We start from the raw sequence: 16,475 nt of genomic DNA on the forward strand, positions 1-16,475 counted from the left end.
ACTGTTCTCCCTTGAACGAGGTGGTCGTGCGCTGTCGATGGGCGCCGAGGTCAGAGCTGAACCCGGCGGAAGGCCACGCCGAGGAGCTCGGCGGCGGCCTGGAGGTCGCGGGCGCGGTGACCGACGCACAGCGCCCAGTGGTGGTCGACGCCCGAAGCGCTCCACTCGTCGACCCAGAGCCCCGGATCACCGCCGAAGTCGACGCGGGACGTGGTGTTGCCGATCCGCAGCAGGGGGCCGGGCACCACGGTGCCCTCGGAGGCGACGAAGACGTAGGAGCCGTCGCGCTCCTGCCCGAGGCCGAAGACGGTCACCGGGCCGGGACGGACGTCGAGCTCGACCGAGACGCCCCAGCCGCGCTTGCCGTGGTAGACCCCGAGGCCCCGCAGCAGCGGAGGGCCGGAGGAGATCGCGAGGTGCGCGGGTCCGTCGTGGCCCATCTCGACCACGCCGTCGACGAAGTTCAGGCCCTGGATCTCGGTGAAGGAGCCGCCGGCTCCGAGGCGCTGGGCGATCAGCATCGCGAGCGACGCGCGCAGCTCGTACTCGCCCGCGACCGCGACACCGCGGGCCGTGAGCAGTGACGCTCCCAGGATCATGCCGGCGCCGAGTCGCTCGTGCTGCTCGCCGTTCAGGCCGCGGTGATAGTAGGCGAGCGAGTCGAGCCGGAAGTCCTCGATCAGCCGGTCGAGGCCCACCGAGACCTTCGCGGCCCAGGAGAAGTCCTCCTCGTCGACGGTGTCGTCGACCGTGAAGACGCGCCGCGCCAGCTGCAGGCGCTCCTCCACCTCGGCGTCGGTCACCGCTTCGACACGGACGCGCAGGTCGTCGAACTCGAGGACCTCGACGTGCGAGCCGAAGGTCGTCGAGACCGTGGTGAGGTCGGTCGAGACGTCGAGCATCCCGGGATAGAGGTGCCCCATGAGGCCGTGCCTGCCGTGGCGCAGCGCGGCGCGGACGTGAGCGGCGCCGATCCAGCGGCCGATGCGTTCCCATGCGCTCTCGTCGCGCAGGTGCCCGGAGACCGAGCGGAACGGGATGCCGGCGCGGCGGAACACGTTGCCCACCTCGGGCACGGAGCACTGCCCGCAGTAGGCGAGCCACTCCCCGGTGCCGAAGCTCTCGTGGTCCATCGCCGCCGTGGGCTGGAGATCGATGATCAGGACCGGAGCGTCCGTCCGCTGCGCGATGGGCAGGACCATCGACGCGGTGAGGTAGGTGGTGAGGAAGACCACGAGGAGATCGGGATCGGCCCGGCGCAGCGCCTCCGCCGCCGAGGCCGCGCCGTGGGCGTCGCTGATGAAGCCGGCATCGGTCACCTCGACGTCGAGCTCCGCCAGGCGGCCGGAGACGTAGCGGGCCGACTCCTGCAGCTGGGGCAGGAGGGCGGGGAACTGGGGCCAGTAGGCGCCCAGCCCGCCGGCGACGAGTCCGACGCGGGTCCGCCGGCGGACGGTCTCGGGAAGCAGTCCTGTGAATCGCGCGCGCTCTGCGGACATGGTGCGAACTCCTGTGGTCGACGTGGAACGGACGGGCGGGCGGCGGCCGGGCCTGCTTCTGCGGGTGCGGAGCGGGCTCTTCGTGGAACGTTTCACCACGGTAGGGGCCCAGTGATCTGCTGGAGCGACCGTCACCGCCGGGTGGCGCGTTCCGACCACTGCGTGGATGGGAGTCCGCGGAGTGCGGGCCCGACCGGCGGCGGCGCGTGGGAGGCTCGGATCGAGTCATCAGCAGGGGAGCGGGCGTGGAGACGGCGGAGTCCCGCCGGACGCCATCCGCCTCCGAGGAGTCAGGAGCGCACCATGCAGGTAGGCATTCACTTCATGAACTTCACGCTGCCGGGGGGCAGTGCCGGGATCGCGCCGATCCTGGGGGCCACGGCGCGGACGGCGGAGGACGTCGGCTGCGAGTGGTTCACGCTGATGGACCACTACTTCCAGATGGAGCAGTTCGCGACGAGCGAGGATCCGATGCTCGAGGGGTACACCTCGCTCGGCTTCGTCGCGGGGCGGACGGAGCGGCTGCGGCTGGGGCTGCTGGTGACCGGGGTGACCTACCGGCACCCGGGGCTGCTGGCGAAGATCGTGACGACGCTCGACGTGCTGTCGGGCGGGCGGGCGATGCTCGGCATCGGTGCGGCCTGGTACGAGCGGGAGCACCTCGGGCTCGGCGTGCCGTATCCGGCGCTGAAGGAGCGGTTCGAGCGGCTCGAGGAGACGCTGCAGATCTGCAAGCAGATGTGGAGCGAGAACGACGGGCCGTACACGGGGAAGCACTTCCAGCTGGCGGAGACGCTGAACCACCCGGAGCCGATCCAGCGGCCGGGGCCGCCGATCCTGATCGGCGGCAGCGGCGAGAAGAAGACGCTGCGGCTGGTCGCAGAGTACGGCGACGCCTGCAACCTGTTCGCGATCGGGGCGGAAGGGGTCGCGCACAAGCTCGACGTGCTGCGCCGGCACTGCGACGAGCTGGGGCGCGACTACGACTCGATCACGAAGACGATCATCGGCGGCGGCGACCCGGTCGGCGACCCGGACGGGTTCGTGCGGGCGATGGAGGAGTACGCGGCGCTGGGGATCTCGCTGGTCGAGCTCGCGCCGCAGGGGCCGGACCCGGAGGGGTACGTGGCACGGCTGGGCGAGGGCGTCGTGGGGCGGCTGGCGGCGATCGGCTGAGCGGGGTCTCGATACGCCGCTGCGCGGCTGCTCGACCAGCATGGAAGGGGAGCTCCGCGGCCGGCCGGCCGACGTGGAAGGGGCGCTGCGCGGCCGGCCGACCGGCGTGGAGGGGTGCTCCGCGCACAACATCAGCTGAGAGCACCCGGCCTCCGCTGTCAGCGGAGGGACCCCCGTCTCAGCTGATGTTCTGCGCGGTGGCGGCGGCGGTACATCAGCCGAGGACGTGCGTCGTCGCCGAGGGGCGCTGAGAGTGACGCCTGGCTGATGTTCTGCGTCCGGATCGGGTGCCGTGGTCTGCAGATCCGGACTGTCGGGCGCACTTCATGATGATCGAGTAGCCCGCGGAGCGGGCGTATCGAGATCCACCGGCGCCAGAAGGACGAGTTTGCAGACCGGGCCTTCATCGGACGGTGGGTCTCGATACGCCGCTGCGCGGCTACTCGACCAGCATGGAGGGGCCGCTGCGCGGCTACTCGACCAGCATGGAGGGGCCGCTGCGCGGCTACTCGACCAGCATGTGTGCGGGTGTCTCTTCCAAGTAGATCCGGCGTCAGGGGGTGGGGGTGCAGCCGCAGGTCTCGCCGAGGACGAGGGTGGTCGGCAGGAGGACGTGGCGGACGGGGGCGTCGGCCAGGGTCTCGTCGAGGAGCTCGAAGGCGATGCGCGCCATCTCGCGGACGGGGACGGCGACGGTGGTGACGCGGACGCCGCCGAGCAGTGCCTCGCGGATGCCGTCGAAGCTGACGATCGCGAGCTCGGCCGGGACGCGGATCCCCTCCTGGGAGGCGGCGCGGAGGAGGGCGAGGGCGTGCTCGTCGGTGGTGGCGAAGACGGCGCGCGGGCGCTCCGTGCGCAGGATCGTGCGGAGGGCCGCCTCGGCCGAGACGCGGTCCATCGGCACGCGGTGCAGGCGGCCGGCGGGGCCTCCCATCGCCTCAGCCCAGAAGCGCGCGCGGAGGCCCGAGGGGCCGAAGTCGTCGGGGCCGGTGATGCAGTGCACGTCCTCGTGGCCGTGCGAGAGCAGGTGCTCGACCGCGGCTCGCACGCCCTGCTCGTCGTCGAAGACGACGCTCGGCTCGGTGTCGGTGGGGGCCGCGGAGTGCAGGAAGACGCGCGGGGCGGCATCGGCGGTACTGGCGGGGTCGATGGTGATCAGGAGGATGCCGGCGGTGCGGAGGTCGGCGAAGGTGCGCTCGTAGCCGCGCTCCACTTCCGGGTCGTACTCGGTGTTGCCGAGGAGGGTCAGCAGCGAGCGGCGGCGGGCCTCGTGCTCGATCTCGCGCGCCAGCTCGCCGAAGAAGGCGTTGGAGGAGTCGGGGACGAGCAGGCCGACCAGGTTCGAGCGGCCGACGCTGAGCGCCTCGGCGAGGGTGTTGCGGCGGAAGCCCAGCTCGGTGATGGCGGTCTCGACACGGGCGCGGAGCTCGGGGGAGACGGGGCGCGGGCCGTTGTTGACGACGTAGCTGACGACGGTGGCGGAGGTGCCGGCCGAGCGGGCCACATCGGCGAGGGTGGGGCGCCGGGGGCGGGCTGACATCCGGTCAGCTTAAGGGAGGGGGGTGGGGGGATCTCGATACGCCCGCTGCGCGGGCTACTCGATCAGCATGATCGGCTCGGGATGTGCGGGCTGCTCGATCAGCATGATCTGCGCGGGATGCCCGGTCGGCGTGGTCGGCCCGCCGACGAATGTTTCACATGGGCGTAATAAACGAGCGGGTGGGGGAAACAGGGCGCGACTATGGTCGCGCTAACCGCTTAGAACCGCCGACTCCTCTGGAGTGTCATGCACGCCACCCTCACTCCGCTGCGACGCGACGCGCTCCCCGCGACGGCGGACGACGCGACCGATGACTCGCGGGTCGTCCGGGCGCTGACCCGCACGGCCTGGGCGCAGGCCGTGCTGCGCGCGGTCGCCGCGGCCTCCAACCTCTCGTTCGCGCACACCCGCGTCGCCGTGCTCGGGACCGGGCCGCTCGCCGTCGAGCTGGCGACCGGGACCGCGGCGATGGGCGCTCGCGTGGTCGTCGTCGGCGACGACCCGGTCGCGCTGGTCGAGATCACCCGGCTCGGGCTGACGGTCGCGACGACCGGATCGGCGGAGCTGCGGGACGCGACGATCGCTCTCGCGACCGGCGAGCTGACGAGCCCGGTCGCCGCGGCGCTGCTCGGCACCGGCGGTCCGCTGCTCCTCGTCGACGCGGCGGAGGAGCACCCGGCGGTCTCCGCGAGCACCGACCCCTCCTCCGGCCGCCCCGGGATCGACCGGATCGCGGACGCCGGGCGCGAGCTCTTCCTCCTCGTGGCGCGCGACGTCGCCGACGGCTCGGTCCGCCGCACGCGCGAGCAGCTGTCCGCGCGCTTCGCGGCCGCGGTCGAGGCCGCCCGGGAGCAGGACCCGTCGCCCGACGACCTGCACGAACGCGCCGACCGCGTCCTCGCGCTGGAGCTGCTCCGATGACCGCGCCGATCCGGGACCCCTCGCTCTGGCGGCAGGGGCAGGACAAGATCGACTGGGCCGCGCGCTTCATGCCGGTGACCCGCGGGATCGCCGGACAGCTGCGCGAGAGCGGCACCGTGCGGGGCCTGCGGATCGGGCTGGTGCTCGTGCTCGAGCCCAAGACGGCGACCCTGGCGCTCGAGCTGGCGGCGGCCGGCGCCGACGTCAGCGTGATGTGCGGCGCCTCCAACACCCACGACGACACCGCGGCCGCCCTGCAGCACGCGGGGATCGCGGTCTTCGCCCGCTCGGACGCGAGCGCCGCCGACGACCGCGCGTTCGCGCTCGGACTGCTCGACCGGCGGCCGGACATCCTGGTCGACGACGGCTCGTCGGTCACCCGGCTCGCGCACACCGACCGGCCCGCGGTCTTCGAGACCCTGCGCGGCGCGACGGAGGAGACCACGAGCGGCCTGCGCCCGCTCCGGGTGATGGAGCGCGAGGGCGCGCTGCGGATCCCGGTGCTCGCCGTCAACGACGCGCGCTGCAAGACGCTCTTCGACAACCGGCACGGTACCGGGCAGTCGACGCTGCTGACCATGCTCGACCTGCTCGCGACTCCGCTCGACCGCGCGCACGTCGTCGTCGCGGGCTTCGGGCCGGTCGGCCACGGGGTCGCCCAGCACGCCCGCGCACTCGGCGCCCGCGTGACGATCGCGGAGGTCGACCCGGTCCGCGCACTCGAGGCGGTCTTCGCCGGCTACGACGTCGACGCGCTGGAGTCGGCGGCCGGCAGTGCCGACCTGCTGATCTCGGCGACGGGCATCGCGCACACCGTCGACGTGGAGCACCTGCTCGCCCTGCCGGAGGGGGCGGCCGTGGCCGTCTCGGGCGGTGTCGCGCAGGAGATCGCGATCGACGCGGCGCTCGCCGCGGGCGCGACCCGGCAGAGCATCGGCCACGCGCTGGAGAGCTTCACGCTGCCCAACGGCCGTTCGATCGTCGTGCTCGACGACGGCGGCTGCATCAACTGCACCGCCGGCGAGGGGAACCCGATCGAGATCATGGACCTGTCCTTCGGCGTCCAGGTGGCCGCCGTCGACCTGCTCGCGCGGGAGGCGGGGAGCCTCGATCCTGCCGTGCACCTGCTCCCGCCCGAGGTGGACGACCGGGTCGCGCGCGCGAAGCTCGACGCGCTCGGGCTGCGGATCGACGCGCCGAGCAGCGCTCAGCGCGACTTCCTCGGCAGTTGGTCCTCGACCGGCCGCCGAGCCGCGCCGCAGCGGGACGGAGCGCGCTCGTGACCGAGCTGCTGCGCCTGGACGGTGTCGGGGTGACCTACCGCAATGCGGAGCAGCCCTCGCTGGTGGACGCCAGCTTCTCGGTGTCGAGCGGCGAGGTGGTGCTGGTCGCGGGCCCGTCCGGCTGCGGCAAGAGCACGCTGCTGCGGGTGCTGAACGGACTGGTGCCGCGCTCCTACCGCGCCGAGGTGACCGGGCGGATCGAGGTCGAGGGGCGGGACGCGACTCCGCTCGCCCTGCGCGACATCTCGGAGGTCGTCGGCACCCTGCTGCAGGATCCGGGCAAGCAGGTGGTCGGGCACAGCGTGCTCGCCGAGATCGCCTTCGGACTGGAGAACCGCGGGACGCCTCCCGCCGAGATCCGCGAGCGCGCGCACCGGGTCGCCGAGCGGCTCGGGCTGACCGCGCTGCTCTCGACGCCGCCGCACGAGCTCTCCGGCGGGCAGCTGCAGCTCGTCGCCTTCGCGGGGATCCTGGTGCTCGATCCGCGGGTGATCGTCATCGACGAGCCGCTGGCCAACCTCGATCCCGACGCGGCGGACGTGCTGCTGCGGGCGGTGCGCGCGTACGTCGACGACGGCGGGGCGGCCGTGATCGTCGAGCACCGCGTCGACGAGGTGCTCGCGCTCGAGCCGGACCGCGTCGTGTATCTGGAGGAGGGGCGCGTCGTCTACTCGGGCGGCGTCGCCGGGTTCCTCGAGGTCGCGTCGCCCGAGTCGGTGAAGCTTCCGTTCGAGGCGCTGCTCGCCGGCGCCGCGGGGGAGGAGTCGCCCGAGGAGGAGGCGCGTCCGGCCCCGGCCGGTGCCGCCCGCCTGCACTTCGACGGCGCCGAGCTCGGCTACGGCGCGCGGACGATCGTGGCCGCCGTGGATCGGCGTTTCCACGCGGGCGAGCGGGTCGCGATCCTCGGCCGGAACGGCGCCGGCAAGTCGACGCTGATGCGCGCGGCCGTCGGTCTGGTCGCGCCGACGCGCGGACGCGTGCTGCTGGACGACCGGCCGGTGCACGAGCTGACCGCGGCCGAGCTCGTCTCGACCTGCGGCTACCTCTTCCAGAACCCCGGCCAGGCGCTCTTCAGCGAGACGGTCGAGGCGGAGCTGGCCTTCGGGCCGCGCAACCTCGGGGTGCCGGCGGAGGAGATCCCCGCGATCGCCGACGCCGCGCTGCGCGCCGTGTCGCTCGACGACGTGCCGGGGATCCTGCAGCGGCCGCCGCGCACGCTCTCCTTCGGGCAGCAGCGCCGGCTCGCCGTCGCGCTCGCCCTCACGCTGCGGCCGCGGACCCTGATCCTCGACGAGCCGACGGCGGGGCAGGACGAGCGCTCCTCCCGCCACTTCCTCGACGCGGTCTGGGCGATCGACGGGATCGACAGCGTGTACTTCATCACCCACGACGTCGACATGGCCCTCGCCCGCGCCGACCGCGTGGTGGTCGTCGACGGCGGCGGGATCGTCGCCGACGCCAGCCCCGCCGAGGTCGTGCACGACACGGCGCTCTGGCACGGCCCGGGCATCGACCCCGGCCACTCCCGCGCGGTGCTGCGCGAGACCGACTTCGTGCGCGCCGCCCGGCGCCACGGACCCGCGAGCGGCCGCCTCCCGCGCCCGCTCGACCTCGCCCGGCGCCTCCGCCGTGCGCAGCAAGGCCCCGGCAGCACCCCCGACGCCGGACGCACCGCCGATCCCCGCAGCTCCTCTCCCTCCCTCGAAAGGACACACCCGTGACCGCCACCACCACCGCCGCGAAGACCGGCCCCTGGGCCGTCTCCTCCCGCACGATCGTCTTCGGCGCCGTCGGCGCCGCCCTCTACGGCGCGCTCGGCGCCCTGAGCTTCGTGATCCCCGGGACGATGATCTCGATCCGTCCTGCGATCGCGATCATCCCCTTCGTCGGCCTGCGCTTCGGACCGGTCGCCGGCTTCTTCACCGGCGCCGTCGGCAACGCGATCGTCGACCAGATCATGGGCTACGGCTTCCTCACCTACTGGAACTGGAGCATCGCGAACGGCCTCGTCGGCCTGCTCGCCGGACTGATCGGCTACTACGCGAAAGAGCCGCGCACCACCGGTCGCCAGCTCGTCTGGGCCGCCGCCATCGCGGTCTCCGCGGTCGTCGTCGGACTGCTCTTCACCGCCACCGACTTCCTGTTCCTCGGCCAGACCTTCCAGTACTGGTTCTTCGGCTCCTACCTCCTGGCGATCCTCGCTACCGGCATCACCGCGGTGATCCTGGTGCCCGTGCTCGACCGGGTCTGGAAGCCGCTGCAGAACCTCGCCGGACGCTGACGGGCGCCCGGGATGGAGGTCTCGCCTCGATACCTCGGCGGTGACTCCTTCCTCGGCCGCCGGGATCCGCGCGTGCTGATCCTGGTGCCGGTGATGTTCGTCGTCACGGCCAGCCAGGTGCGCGATCTGCGCTGGATGGCGGCGCTCGCCGTGGTCGCCTTCGCGTACTACTTCAGCGCGCGGATCCCGTTCCGCGAGGTGCGCTCGAACTGGGCCGTCGTGGCCGTGTTCGTGCTGGTCTTCGCGGGGATCAACGGGCTCATCGTCGGCGCGACCGGCAGCGGCGAGCCGGAGGCCGGCGCGACGCTGTTCACGGTGCCGGTCGTCGGGCTGGCGATCACGGAGGGGGCGGTGTCGTACGCGGTCAACCTGCTGCTGCGCTTCCTCGCGCTGGTCGCGGTCGGGTTCCCGCTCGCGTTCGCCATCCGCCCGGGAGACCTCGCGGTCGCGTTCGCGCGGCTCGGGGTGCCGGCGCGCTTCGCCTACGGGATCGACCTGACCTTCAAGTTCCTGCCCAGCGCGGCCTCGAATCTGCAGGAGACGGCCGCGGCCCAGCGGCTGCGCGGCTACGAGCGGACGCAGACCCGCAATCCTATCCGGCGCCTGCGTGAGGTGGCGCCGCTGATGGTGCCGGTCACCATCACGTCGTTCGTGGACGCGGAGGACACGGTGGACGCCCTCGACCTGCGCGGCTTCGGGACGCGCAAGCGCACCTGGCTGCGGGAGATCCGCTACACGCCGGTCGACTGGGCGGTGACGGGCGGCGCGGTGCTGCTGGCGGTCGCGGCGAGCACGGCGAGTCTCTCGGGACTGATGCCGTCGGCGTGGATCCCGTGAGCGGCGCGGTGTCGCTCGGCCGCGAGAGCGCCGGGAGCTCGACGTCGGTGCTCACCGTGCACAGTGCGCCGTGGGTGCTGCCCGTGGCGGGTGCGCCCGTGCGGGACGGAGCGGTCGCCGTGCGCGGCGAGCGGATCGTCGCGGTCGGGGCGCGGGACGAGGTGCTGGAGGGGCTCCGCGACGAGTCGCCGGCGGTGCGGGAGTGGCCGGGCGCGATCGTCCCGGGCCTCGTCAACGCGCACTCGCACCTGCAGTACACCTGCATGTCCGCGGTCGGCCAGGGCCGGTACGCCGGCTTCGAGGACTGGTCGCGCGCCTTCCAGGAGGTCTACGAGCAGCCGCACGACTGGGGCGCCTCGGCGGCCGCCGGACTGGAGATCGCGGTCTCGACCGGCACGACGGCGATCGCCGACATCGTCACCGACCTCGACGCGCTGCGCGTGCTCGAGGACGGCCGGGTGCACGGGATCGCCTACTGGGAGCTGATGAGCCTCCTCGAGGACGACTGGCGCGGCAGCGGGCGCGCGATCACCGCCGAGCTGGTGCGCACCTCCGGCGTGACGCGCATCGGACTCTCGCCGCACGCCCCGTACTCGCTGGACACCCCGGTGCTGAGCGACCTGACCGGGCTCTCGCAGGAGCTCGGCGTGCGCCGGCACCTGCACCTGGCCGAGTCGGCCTGGGAGGCGGAGTACACGATGCACGGCCGCGGCGACCTGGCGGAGCAGTGGCGCCGCTGGGGTTACGACGCCTTCCACCTGCTGCGCAACGGCGGCAGCGCGCTGCGGCCGGTGGCGTACGCGGAGACGATCGGTGCGCTCGGCGACGACGTGCACATCGCGCACGGGATCTACGTGGACGCGGACGATCGCGCGACGCTGCGGCGCACCGGGACCTCTGTGGCGCTGTGTCCGCGCTCGAACGCGGTGATCGGGCTCGACGAGGCACCGGTCGCCGACTACCTGCGCGAGGGGAACGCGATCGCGGTCGGGACGGACTCGCTGTCGTCGACGCCGTCGCTGGACCTGCTCGGGGACGTGGCCGAGCTGTGCCGGATCGCGCGGGCGCAGGGATACGCGGGGCGCGATCTGCACGCGCGGCTGCTCGCGGCGGCGACGCTCGGCGGCGCGGTGGCGATGGGGGCGGCGGAGTCCTTCGGCACGCTGGTGCCGGGGGCGCTCGCCGACCTCGCGGTGCTGGGGGTGTCCGGTTCTTCCTCCGACGACGTGCTCGCCGCGGTCGTCGAGGCCGGCGAGGGGACCGCCCTCGCCACGATCATCTCCGGGGAGGTCCGATGGCAGGCGCGGAGGTGAGCGGGTTCGTCGACCGGCTGAGCGTCGACGGGCGGGTGCTCGAGCGGGTGCGGCGGCCGGCGCTCGCCGAGACGATGGGGCTGGAGCCGCATCCCGAGGGCGGCTGGTATCGGCGGACGTGGGAGTCGCCGGAGCGGCTGACGCTCGTCGGCGCGGACGGCTCGGTGCGGGAGCGGCCGGCGGCGACGCTGATCGTCTTCCTGCTGCCGGCGGGTGAGGCGTCGGCCTGGCACCGGGTGTCCTCGGCCGAGACGTGGATCTGGAACGGGCCCGGGCGGGTGGCGCTGCAGTACGGCGGGCTCGGCGAGGAGCCGGAGGACGGCGAGACGGTCGTGCTCGGCTCCGCGTTCGAGGGGCTGCCGGTGCAGGCGCTGGTGCCGGCCGGCGTCTGGCAGCGGACGCTGCCGTCGGCGGAGGACGCGGTGGTGAGCTGCCTGGTGTCGCCGGGCTTCGACTTCGCGGACTTCTCGATGCCGGAGTAGGGGGCGGGGCGGGTCTCGAGACGCCGCTGTTGCATGCGGATCGAGTAGGCCGCGAAGCGGGCGTATCGAGATCCACCAGCGTCGGAACGCCGAGTCTGCAGACCCGCCCTGCTGAGGACGGTGGGTCTCGATACGCCCCTGCGGGGCTACTCGACCAGCATGTCTGCGGGCGTCTCTTCCCAGTAGATCCACCACCGTCTGCACCTGAGTTCGCAGACCTGCTCTGCTGGTGACGGCGGGTCTCGATACGCCCCTGGCGGGGCTACTCGACCAGCATGGACGGCGCACGCCGGCGGCTGCTCGGCCGGCGTGCGCCGGGTCACTCGAAGAGCGAGAGGGTGAGCGTCGAGCTGTAGTCGCCGGCGTCGATGGTGGTCGGCGTCTTGAGGGTCAGGGCCGCGTTCGCGGTCCAGGAGCCCTCCTCCGCCACTCCGGCGGAGTCGTTGGTGATCGCGAGGAGCTCCTGGTCGACGAGGCCGACGCCGTCGGGGCCGCCGTCGATGGCGGTGTCGACGACGTCGCCCTCGGCGACGAGGCCGGAGTCGCCGCCGTCGATCAGGTTCGGCGCCCAGCCAAGGTTCTCGGCGCCGATGGTGTCGCCGGTGGACGAGGTGAAGTCGCTGGCGGTTCCGAGGACGTACCAGCCGGCGCCGGCGGGGATGTCGGCGGCGTCGCGGGTGTCGGTGACGGTGACCGTGGGGAGGGTGCCCGTGAACTGGCGAGCCACGCTGGTCGAGCCGTTCTCGGTCAGGGCGGTGGAGCCGCTCGCGACGGTCATCGAGAGGGCGCCGCCGCCGGTGAGGGGGGCGATCTGCACGTTGACGTCGACGTCGTCGGCGCCCTGCTGCTCGTCGGCGAACGCGGTGCCGGCGACGCCGAGCAGGAGCAGGCCACCGGCCAGTCCGGCGGCGCCGCGGGTGAGCAGGGATCGGGTGGTGGAGGTGTGGTTCTGCATGCGGGTGTTCTCCGTTCTCGAGGCGGCGTCGTCGCCGTCCTGTCGGGCTGAGCGGGAGGGGTCGAGCGGGGTGGGGCGCCGTGCATCCGGCGCCCCACCCCGCTCGAGGTGCGACTAGCGGCAGGACGCCGCCGCGTACGCGGGCTTCTGCTGGTCGGTGAGCGTCGCTCCGTCGACGGTGCCGGTCGAGTCGACCGTCACCGAGCCGGCGTCGAGGGACACCTGGCGCGTGGTGAAGGCGCCGGTCGCGTTCTTGCCCGGCGCGACCGCGGTGAAGGTCTTCGATCCGAACGCCGACGTCATGACGATGTCGATCGGCGAGGAGCCGGTGTTCTTCGCCGTCGTCGTCAGCACGACCTTCCCGGCGACGCAGCGCGTCGTCGACGTGGTCGCCACGGAGAGCGCGCCGGTGGAGGCGACGAGCGGGGTGACCGAGATCCTGTCGATGTTCGGCGCGTACTGCGAGACGAGCTGGACGCCGGGGAACGTGTCCGACAGGTAGGTCTCTCCGTCGAAGCCGGGCAGCTCCTTCGAGGTGATTTCGATGCTGTTCGCGCCCTTCTTCAGCGTGACGGGCACGCTGAGGTCCCAGAGCTGGTTCTGGTGGAAGGTGTGCGGGAACAGGACGCGCTGCGTGACTCCGTTGACCGTGATGTCCGCGTGGCGGGCGATCGGGTCGGGGTTGTAGTGCGTCGCGGGGGACTGCTCCTCGTTGGAGTAGCGCAGCGTCAGGGCGTACGAGCCGTCGGCCGCCGCCTGCACGTCGCCGAAGACGATCTTCGACGCTCCGTCACGACCGCCGCCGATCTGGCCGACGGCCTTTCCGCCGGAGGCCAGCGAGAGATCGCGGACGACGGCGGGACCGGTGATCATCGCCGCCTCCGCCTCGTAGGAGACGGTCGGCTGGGGCGAGACGGCCTTCCCGATCACGACGCGGTCGACGAGAAGTGTGCCGCCGGTGCCGACGACCTCGATCTTGTTGACGCCGCCCGAGAGGAAGATCTGCCTCGTGCTGCTGGTGCTGACCGCTCCGATCCTCACGCCGTTGACCCGGAGGTCGCCGGTGCCGCCGCCGAGGGTGTCGACGGTGACCGCGGACGGCGCGTCCTTCGCGCTGTAGGCCCAGACGACGCTGCTCGCGCCGGTGGTGAGCTTCGCGGTGCCGGAGCCGGAGACGCCGGTGCGGGAGTAGTCGGCCGTCGCGCCCTCGCCGAGCGTGCTCAGCTCGGACTCGTAGATCGTCGAGGCGGCCGCGGCGCTGGGCAGCGACAGCTCGATCTTGTCGACGATTCCGTCGCCCTTCGTGCCCTTGGTCCCGGCGAGGTTCTTGGCCGAGAGGCTGATCGTGTGCGTTCCGGCGGTGAGCGTCACCTTGGTGTCCACGTGGTCCCAGACGACGAACTTGTACGCGAGAGGGAGGAAGATCTCCTGCTCGGCCGCGCCGTCGACGGTGAGGAACGTGTTGATCGGGCCCTGCTCCGCGTTGGCGGCGAAGGTGTTCTGCGAGTTGCCGAACACGCTGAGGTCGTACTCGCCGTCCTTCGGGACCGTGACCTGGAAGTCCACCTTCAGGTCGCCGCCCGTGCGGAAGCCGCCGATGTTGCGGCCGCCGGAGGTGTAGAAGCCGCCGACGTTGCTGGGCGAGCCCTCGGGTCCGTTGAGGAAGCGCTGACCCGTGAAGGGAGCGGCCTCGGCCTCGTACTTCTGGCGGAAGTCGACCGGCGACGAGGAGGGGGAGGTCGCGTTGGCGCCGGGGGTCAGGACGACCTCGTACGCCGAGTCGATGTCGAGCGCGGGGAGCGAGCCGCCGAAGTCGAGCACGACGCTGCCGTTCACGGGCGAGATGTCGAACTCCTTCACCGCCTGCGGCGCTCCGGAGTCGCCGACCTGGCCGGTCCAGCGGATCTCGCGGACCGAGACGTGCACCTTCGAGCCGAAGGTCGCGGCCGGGATGCGGTCGAAGCCGACGGTCTGCGGCCCGCCGGAGCCGCCGAAGATCGTCCTGGCCTGCTTCAGGCCGGTGTCGAGGGTGGCGACGCCCTGCAGGGTGTAGCTCTCGCCCGGCTTCGGCGGGGTCACGGCGACGGTCTCACCGCTCATCTGCGCGTAGGCGTTCAGCAGCCACCACTGGCCGTTGGCGCGGTTCGCCTGCACGGCGGAGTCGCTGAGGTTGCCGTCGATGTTCCAGTAGGCGATGTCGCCGTCGACCTTCTTGTCCTCGAGCGCGCTGATCCACTGGATCATCTGCCCGGGAACGGAGGTGTGGTAATTGAAGGCGTACTCGTTGAGGTTGACGGGCAGGTGCTTCCCGGCGTACTCGGTGCCGGCGAAGAGCTCGTCCTCCCACTCCCGGTAGCGGTCCACGTTCTTGCGGATCTCGCCGGGCGCGCTGAGCTCGTGCCAGGTCATCACCTCGGGCAGGGTGCCGGCCTCGAGGGTGTGGGTCATGAAGCCGCGGACCTGGGTGTAGAGAACGCTGGTGTTGGGGCCGGCGATGCGCGCGTCCGGCATCTTGGATTTGATCAGCGCGTGCGCGCGGTCCCAGGCGGCGAAGAAGTCGGTCGGATCGTTCAGCCAGCTCGTGCCGTCGTAGCTCCACTGCCCGTCGCCGAACATGTTGCCCTCGGGCTCGTTGAACGGGACGAAGACGATGTTGTCCTGGTACTCCTCGGGCAGGGCGAGGACCTGGTCGACCTGGGTGCCGATCTTGCCCAGGTAGTCGTCGAGCTTGGCCTCGGGAGTGCTGCCGGGCCACTCGTAGGGGAAGCCGCGGTAGATGTCCGTCATGTAGATGTAGGTGTCGCCGTCGGAGGTGTCGGCGACCGCCCGCGCCACGTCGAGGGCGTCGGCGCCGGGGTGCTGCGGTCCGTCCTGCGCCTTCGTCGAGACGGTGCGCAGGTCGATGCCCTCGAGCAGGTTGTCGGAGGGGAGACCCTTGCCGTAGACGCCGTAGAGCGTGCCGGAGGCGCCGCCCATGAAGTCGCCGGTCGGCGCTCCGAGGTCGACGGTCAGCTCGCCGGCGGTGCGGACGGCGACGGTCGCGGTGACGGGGTCGCCGGTCTCCGTCACCGTGCCCTTCACGGTGAACGAGCCGCGCGCGGCGTAGGAGGAGGGAGCGACGGCGTCCCAGGTGACGGGGGCCGTCCGGTCGATCCCGTCGGAGTAGCGCCCGGGCACGCCGGGCAGCACCGGGGCGACGCCGAGGGCGGTGGTGACCTGGACGGTGCTCGAGACGAGGCCCGTCAGCGTCGGCGCCGTGCTGCCCGCGAGCCCGCGGATCTGGTCGGCGGTCAAGACGCGGTCGTAGACGCGGAAGTCGTCGATGGCGCCGTCGTAGTAGGGGTGCACGTTCCAGAGCGCGCGCCCGATGTTGCCGCTCTTCGAGGCCGACGGCGAGAACAGCTGCGCCGCCAGGTCGACGGAGGCGGGGGCCGTCGCGACCTGCAGGCCGTTGACGAAGAGGACGATCGAGGTGCCGTCCATCGTCGCGGTGACGTTGACCCACTGGTCCTTCTGCAGCGGGGTGGTGCTCGAGACGCCCGCCTCGCCGCCGCCCCGCAGCTGCTTGACGATCGCGCGGGCGCTGCCGTCGCCGTCGGTGAACGAGGGCGAGAAGGCGGAGGCGGCGTCCGGGCTGATGCCGAGGCACCAGAGCCACTGGAAGCCCGCGCTGCCGGACCATTTCGTCCACGCGGAGACCGTGGTCGCGCTCACGCCCTGGAAGAGGCCGTTCGGCACCGTGATGTACGGAGCGGTCGTCGAGTCCGCGGCTCCACCGGGCAGGTCGATCGCCGTGGTCCCGGGGGTCCGGCCCTCGACGTAGGCGGCTCCGGCGCTGTTCACGACGGTGCCGTTCAGCTTCTTCGAGCCCTGGTCGGTGACGGTCGCGCCGTTCACCTGGCCCTGCTCGAAGTCGTACTTCAGCAGCAGCGCCTCGGCGGGGATGGACGTGTCGGCCGCGACGGCGGCCGGGGCGCTCGGGAGAGCGACGGCGAGGGCGGCGAGGGTCGCGGCGCTCAGGGAGAGGGCGAGCGTGCGTGCTCCGCGCCTCCGGAGGGACATCGTTGTCACAGTGATCGCTTTCTGTGCGGCGGGCCGGCCGGCGAGGGCGGTGCGCCTCGCCGAGGTCGAGAGCGTCAGTGCTTCGAACCGGTTCGACGACAGTACGGTCCTCGCCCGTCGACGCAC

The 16,475-nt window shown here is 72.4% G+C and carries 12 protein-coding genes; 8 read left to right on the forward strand and 4 right to left on the reverse strand.

The genetic code is table 11. The features are described from left to right. Window positions 1-50: 50 nt before the first annotated feature. Entirely contained in the window at window positions 51-1,499 is a 1,449-nt protein-coding gene (locus EDF36_RS00505) for an L-fucose/L-arabinose isomerase family protein (RefSeq protein ID WP_123731448.1), read from the reverse strand. A 303-nt stretch (window positions 1,500-1,802) separates the two neighbouring features. On the opposite strand from EDF36_RS00505, the gene EDF36_RS00510 reads away from it, so the two are divergent. After that, on the forward strand, window positions 1,803-2,675 hold the full coding sequence (locus EDF36_RS00510) for an LLM class F420-dependent oxidoreductase (protein WP_123731449.1): 873 nt from the start codon (window positions 1,803-1,805) through the stop codon (window positions 2,673-2,675). A gap of 553 nt (window positions 2,676-3,228) precedes the next feature. Here EDF36_RS00510 and EDF36_RS00515 read toward each other — a convergent pair. Continuing rightward, entirely contained in the window at window positions 3,229-4,215 is a 987-nt protein-coding gene (locus EDF36_RS00515) for a LacI family DNA-binding transcriptional regulator (protein ID WP_123731450.1), read from the reverse strand. Window positions 4,216-4,461: 246 nt separating this feature from the next. On the opposite strand from EDF36_RS00515, the gene EDF36_RS00520 reads away from it, so the two are divergent. The 7 genes from EDF36_RS00520 to EDF36_RS00550 are packed head-to-tail and all read left to right on the forward strand — an operon-like array spanning window position 4,462 to window position 11,332. After that, window positions 4,462-5,136, forward strand: coding sequence for a hypothetical protein (locus EDF36_RS00520; RefSeq protein ID WP_123731451.1), 675 nt, complete (start codon window positions 4,462-4,464; stop codon window positions 5,134-5,136). Then, complete coding sequence (locus EDF36_RS00525; protein WP_123731452.1) at window positions 5,133-6,419, forward strand: adenosylhomocysteinase; 1,287 nt, start codon at window positions 5,133-5,135, stop codon at window positions 6,417-6,419. Before EDF36_RS00520 ends, EDF36_RS00525 begins: the two co-directional genes overlap by 4 nt. After that, entirely contained in the window at window positions 6,416-8,140 is a 1,725-nt protein-coding gene (locus EDF36_RS00530) for an ABC transporter ATP-binding protein (protein ID WP_185020315.1), read from the forward strand. The genes EDF36_RS00525 and EDF36_RS00530 overlap by 4 nt, the downstream gene beginning before the upstream one ends. Beyond that, a complete protein-coding gene (locus EDF36_RS21060; protein ID WP_185020316.1) occupies window positions 8,137-8,700 on the forward strand; it encodes an ECF transporter S component in 564 nt (187 codons plus the stop codon). Before EDF36_RS00530 ends, EDF36_RS21060 begins: the two co-directional genes overlap by 4 nt. Window positions 8,701-8,712: 12 nt before the next feature. Continuing rightward, on the forward strand, window positions 8,713-9,537 hold the full coding sequence (locus tag EDF36_RS00540; protein WP_123731454.1) for an energy-coupling factor transporter transmembrane protein EcfT: 825 nt from the start codon (window positions 8,713-8,715) through the stop codon (window positions 9,535-9,537). Then, on the forward strand, window positions 9,525-10,850 hold the full coding sequence (locus EDF36_RS00545) for an amidohydrolase family protein (RefSeq protein WP_311316369.1): 1,326 nt from the start codon (window positions 9,525-9,527) through the stop codon (window positions 10,848-10,850). Before EDF36_RS00540 ends, EDF36_RS00545 begins: the two co-directional genes overlap by 13 nt. Then, window positions 10,847-11,332 carry a cupin domain-containing protein gene (locus EDF36_RS00550; RefSeq protein ID WP_260300466.1) on the forward strand — a complete coding sequence of 162 codons (486 nt, stop codon included), beginning with the start codon at window positions 10,847-10,849 and terminating at the stop codon, window positions 11,330-11,332. Before EDF36_RS00545 ends, EDF36_RS00550 begins: the two co-directional genes overlap by 4 nt. Before the next feature lie 319 nt (window positions 11,333-11,651). Here the strand turns inward: EDF36_RS00550 and EDF36_RS00555 are convergent, their stop codons facing one another. Next, window positions 11,652-12,287: a hypothetical protein gene (locus tag EDF36_RS00555; protein WP_123731456.1), complete on the reverse strand. Its 636-nt coding sequence runs from the start codon at window positions 12,285-12,287 to the stop codon at window positions 11,652-11,654. A 114-nt stretch (window positions 12,288-12,401) separates the two neighbouring features. Continuing rightward, window positions 12,402-16,349 (reverse strand): LamG-like jellyroll fold domain-containing protein, encoded by a 3,948-nt coding sequence (locus tag EDF36_RS00560; RefSeq protein WP_123731457.1) that lies wholly within the window; start codon window positions 16,347-16,349, stop codon window positions 12,402-12,404. Window positions 16,350-16,475 lie beyond the last annotated feature (126 nt).

Source organism: Rathayibacter sp. PhB152 (genome assembly GCF_003751395.1).
Lineage (GTDB): Bacteria > Actinomycetota > Actinomycetes > Actinomycetales > Microbacteriaceae > Rathayibacter > Rathayibacter festucae.

Coding starts and splice junctions, on each gene's coding strand:
- EDF36_RS00520 (WP_123731451.1), top strand. CDS start 4,462: ATGCACGCCACCCTCACTCCGCTGCGACGCGACGCGCTCCCCGCGACG.
- EDF36_RS00515 (WP_123731450.1), bottom strand. CDS start 4,215: ATGTCAGCCCGCCCCCGGCGCCCCACCCTCGCCGATGTGGCCCGCTCG.
- EDF36_RS00560 (WP_123731457.1), bottom strand. CDS start 16,349: ATGTCCCTCCGGAGGCGCGGAGCACGCACGCTCGCCCTCTCCCTGAGC.
- EDF36_RS00510 (WP_123731449.1), top strand. CDS start 1,803: ATGCAGGTAGGCATTCACTTCATGAACTTCACGCTGCCGGGGGGCAGT.
- EDF36_RS00555 (WP_123731456.1), bottom strand. CDS start 12,287: ATGCAGAACCACACCTCCACCACCCGATCCCTGCTCACCCGCGGCGCC.
- EDF36_RS00505 (WP_123731448.1), bottom strand. CDS start 1,499: ATGTCCGCAGAGCGCGCGCGATTCACAGGACTGCTTCCCGAGACCGTC.
- EDF36_RS00525 (WP_123731452.1), top strand. CDS start 5,133: ATGACCGCGCCGATCCGGGACCCCTCGCTCTGGCGGCAGGGGCAGGAC.
- EDF36_RS00540 (WP_123731454.1), top strand. CDS start 8,713: ATGGAGGTCTCGCCTCGATACCTCGGCGGTGACTCCTTCCTCGGCCGC.